This is a genomic window from Bradyrhizobium sp. STM 3809 (assembly GCF_000239795.1).
Classification (GTDB): domain Bacteria; phylum Pseudomonadota; class Alphaproteobacteria; order Rhizobiales; family Xanthobacteraceae; genus Bradyrhizobium.
Window position 1 is genome coordinate 1 of the sequence record NZ_CAFJ01000096.1, and the last position, 3,279, is coordinate 3,279.

General features: G+C 65.4%; 3 protein-coding genes, 1 tRNA gene and 1 pseudogene. 3 read left to right on the plus strand and 2 right to left on the minus strand.

Going from position 1 to position 3,279, the window contains the following annotated elements; genetic code table 11:
* The 3 genes from BRAS3809_RS05030 to BRAS3809_RS05040 all read left to right on the plus strand — a co-directional run.
* Positions 1 to 1,065 (plus strand): ABC transporter substrate-binding protein (locus BRAS3809_RS05030; RefSeq protein ID WP_035655319.1); only part of this gene is annotated, 1,065 nt, incomplete at its 5' end.
* The gene (locus BRAS3809_RS05035; RefSeq protein WP_008961021.1) at positions 1,062 to 1,943 is read left to right on the plus strand and encodes an ABC transporter permease; all 882 of its coding nucleotides are present in this window, start codon (positions 1,062 to 1,064) and stop codon (positions 1,941 to 1,943) included. The genes BRAS3809_RS05030 and BRAS3809_RS05035, both read left to right, overlap by 4 nt.
* Complete coding sequence (locus BRAS3809_RS05040; protein WP_035655324.1) at positions 1,940 to 2,812, plus strand: ABC transporter ATP-binding protein; 873 nt, start codon at positions 1,940 to 1,942, stop codon at positions 2,810 to 2,812. Before BRAS3809_RS05035 ends, BRAS3809_RS05040 begins: the two co-directional genes overlap by 4 nt.
* Before the next feature lie 151 nt (positions 2,813 to 2,963).
* Here the strand turns inward: BRAS3809_RS05040 and BRAS3809_RS05045 are convergent.
* Together BRAS3809_RS05045 and BRAS3809_RS37730 are read right to left on the minus strand one after the other, a co-directional pair.
* Positions 2,964 to 3,048 (minus strand) — tRNA-Leu (locus BRAS3809_RS05045).
* Positions 3,049 to 3,184: 136 nt separating this feature from the next.
* A pseudogene (locus BRAS3809_RS37730) lies at positions 3,185 to 3,279 on the minus strand (FliM/FliN family flagellar motor switch protein); the annotation flags it as partial.

The following is a 3,279-nucleotide window of genomic DNA, read 5'->3' on the forward strand; positions in this document are numbered from 1 at the left end:
CTGATCGCGGTGGCCGCCTACAGCCTGTCCGGCTCCGGCAACGGCATCGTCGTCCACAAGGATTCGCCCTACTATGAGCTCTCCGATCTCAAGGGCAAGCTCGTCAGCGTCCCGTTCGGCTCGGCCGCCCATGGCATGGTGCTGAAGGCGCTGCAGGACCGCGGCTATCCCGCGGACTTCTTCCAGCTGGTGAGCCAGACGCCGGAGGTCGGTTCGACCAACCTGCAGGAGAAGAAGATCGACGCCCATGCCGACTTCGTCCCGTTCGCCGAGCTGCTGCCGTTCCGCGGCTATGCGCGCAAGATCTTCGACGGCGTCGAGACCAACCTGCCGACCTTCCACGGCGTCGTGGTCCGCACCGACTTCGCCGAGAAATATCCCGAAGTCGTCGTCGCCTATGCCAAGGCGATCATCGCCGCCAACCAGTGGCTGCGCCAGGATCCGAAGGCGGCGGCCGAGAAGATCCAGGAATGGACCGGGATCAACAAGGAGGTCGTCTACATCTTCCTCGGCCCCGGCGGCAACATGACGACCGACCCGACGATCAAGCCGGCGCTGATCGACGCCGCCACGACCGACGTCAAGGTGCTGCAGAGCCTCGGCCGCATGAAGGAGTTCGATCCGCGGAAGTGGGTCGACGATTCCTATCTGCGCAAGGCCTATGCCGAGCTGAAGCTCGACTATGACAAGGATCTCGCCGGCACCGCGAACTACGAGATCTCCGGCCAGGACACGTTCTGCAACAAGCCGATCGCCGAGCCGCGCAAGGCCGGCGAGGTCTGGGTCGAAGGCGAAGGCATCTTCGCCTTCAGCAGCGCATCCTGCACGCTCGGCGCCTATGCCGACCTCAAGGCCAAGGGCAAGAAGATCAACGTCGCCTACGTGTTCGATACCGCGCGCGGCATCAAGCTGTTCGCCGACCAGGCGTTCTTCGCCGCCAACAATGGCGAGATCGCGCCGTTCCTGCTGAAGAAGGACGCCGAGGCGTATGCCGCCAAGATCGGCGGCAAGGTGATGGGCCTGGACGACGCCGTGAAGCTGGCCGTGACGGGAGGCAAGACTTGAACAGTCCCGCTTTGATGACGTCGCCCGACCAGGCCGCGGCGCCCGCCGCGCCTGGCGCCGCGATCCCGCCGCGCCGGCCGGGCGCCCGCGCCGTCCGCTGGTTCAGGCTGAACCAGGACAGGATGCGGTCGCTCCTGATCGGCACCGTCTCGCTGCTCCTGTTCCTGATCGCCTGGCACCTGCTGACGACCTATCGCGTGGTGTTCTTCGTGCGCTTCACCAACGTGCCGGCGCCGCTCGCCGTGTATGCGAGCTTCACCAAGGCGATCCACGATCCGCACTTCCTGATGCACGTCGTTCTCAGCTGCCGCAGGATCTTCGTCGGCTTCTCGCTCGCCGCCGTGGTCGGTGTCCCGCTCGGCCTGATCATGGGCCGCTTCAGGCTGATCCACGAGGCGGTGTTTCCGGTCGCCGAGGTGCTGCGGCCAATCCCCGCGATCGCCTGGGTGCCGATGGCGATCATGCTGTGGCCAACCAACGAGCAGAGCATCGTCTTCATCACCTTCCTCGGCTCGTTCTTCCCGATCCTGGTCAACACGCTGCACGGCATGACGCTGGTCGATCCCGTGCTGGTGCGGGCGGCGAAATGCCTCGGCGCACGGGAGAGCGCGATCTTCCGCGAGGTCTACTTCCCGGCCTCGCTGCCGCATATCTTCACCGGGCTGACGGTCGGCATGGGCGTGGCGTGGGTGTCGCTGATCGCTGCCGAGATGATCTCGGGCCAGTTCGGCATCGGCTACTTCACCTGGGAGGCGTATTCGCTGGTCCAGTATGCCGACATCGCGCTCGGCATGATCGCGATCGGCGTGCTCGGGCTCGGCTCGAGCCTGGTGATCCGGACGGCCGGACAGATGGTGATGCCGTGGAGGTCGCGATGAGCCAGGCCGCAGCTGAGACCAGGGCGGGCCACATCGAGGTTCGCAATTTCGCCCTGAGCTACGAGACCATCGATGGTGCCGTCGAGGCCGTCACCGACACCCACATCCACGTCGCGCCCGGCGAGTTCGTCTCGATCGTCGGGCCGTCGGGATGCGGCAAGTCGACCCTTCTGAACGCGGTGGCGGGCTTCCTCAAGCCGACCAGCGGCGTCGTCACCGTCGACGGCGCCGAGGTCACGGGGCCGAGCGCCGAGCGCGGCATGGTGTTCCAGCAATATTCGCTGTTCCCCTGGAAGACCGTGCGCGAGAACGTCGAGTTTGGCCTGAAGATGCGCGGCATGCCGAAGTTCGAGCGCGAGCGCGCGGCACGCACCCTGCTCGGGCTCGCGGGCCTCGAGGCGTTCGAGAACCACTATCCGGAGCGGCTGTCGGGCGGCATGAAGCAGCGCGTCGGCATCGTGCGGGCGCTCGCCACCGGCCCGAAGGTGCTGCTGCTCGACGAGCCGTTCGGCGCGCTCGACGCGCAGACCCGCATCATCATGCAGCAGATCCTCACCAACATGTGGCAGCGGTTGAAGATCTCGGTACTGTTCGTCACCCACGACATCGACGAGGCGATCTTCCTGTCCGACCGGGTCTACTGCATGACCGCGCGGCCCGGCTCGATCAAGGCCGAGATCCAGATCCCGCTGGAGCGGCCGCGGCAGCAGGCGATGATGATGTCGTCCGAATTCCTGGCGCTACGGCGCGGGCTGATGTCGCTGATCCGCGAAGAGAGCCTGAAGGCGATGGGCGGCGAGATCACTGACCTGGGCATGCAGGGCCTCGGCATCGAGCTCCAGGGCCATTCGATCGCTGACATTCTCTGATCGTTGCCTTCGATCAGAGCCAGTCGCTGGATGATTTCCTGCAAGCACCGGGGGAGAACGCCGCCGGAATACCGGCGGAGAACGAAGTCGCAATTTTCCGTAGTAACTTTGGGAAAAAAGCACAGCAACTTCAGTTGCTTGCGCGTGGGTATGGTGCGCTCGGAGGGACTCGAACCCCCACGGTGTTACCCACTGCCACCTCAAGGCAGCGCGTCTACCAATTCCGCCACGAGCGCGAAGGAGAAGCCGGAGCCTGGAAACAGGCGGCACCGGATCAGTGGCGCCCGTGTATCAAATCGATGTCGGGGGGACAAGGCCCGCCCTGCCCTAAAATACCGGATTGTGGATGGTTTTCGTGGCCGACCGGGGCCGCTATCGCGTGGTCGGGACCGGCGAGCGCGGCAGCATCTGCTTGACCTCGACCGCGATGCGGTTGCGGTCGACCAGCACCCCGCCATTGGCGATCG

What these genes read in the sequence shown, in the direction of transcription:
- BRAS3809_RS05040 (WP_035655324.1), top strand. Translation starts at nt 1,940, where the DNA reads ATGAGCCAGGCCGCAGCTGAGACCAGGGCGGGCCACATCGAGGTTCGC.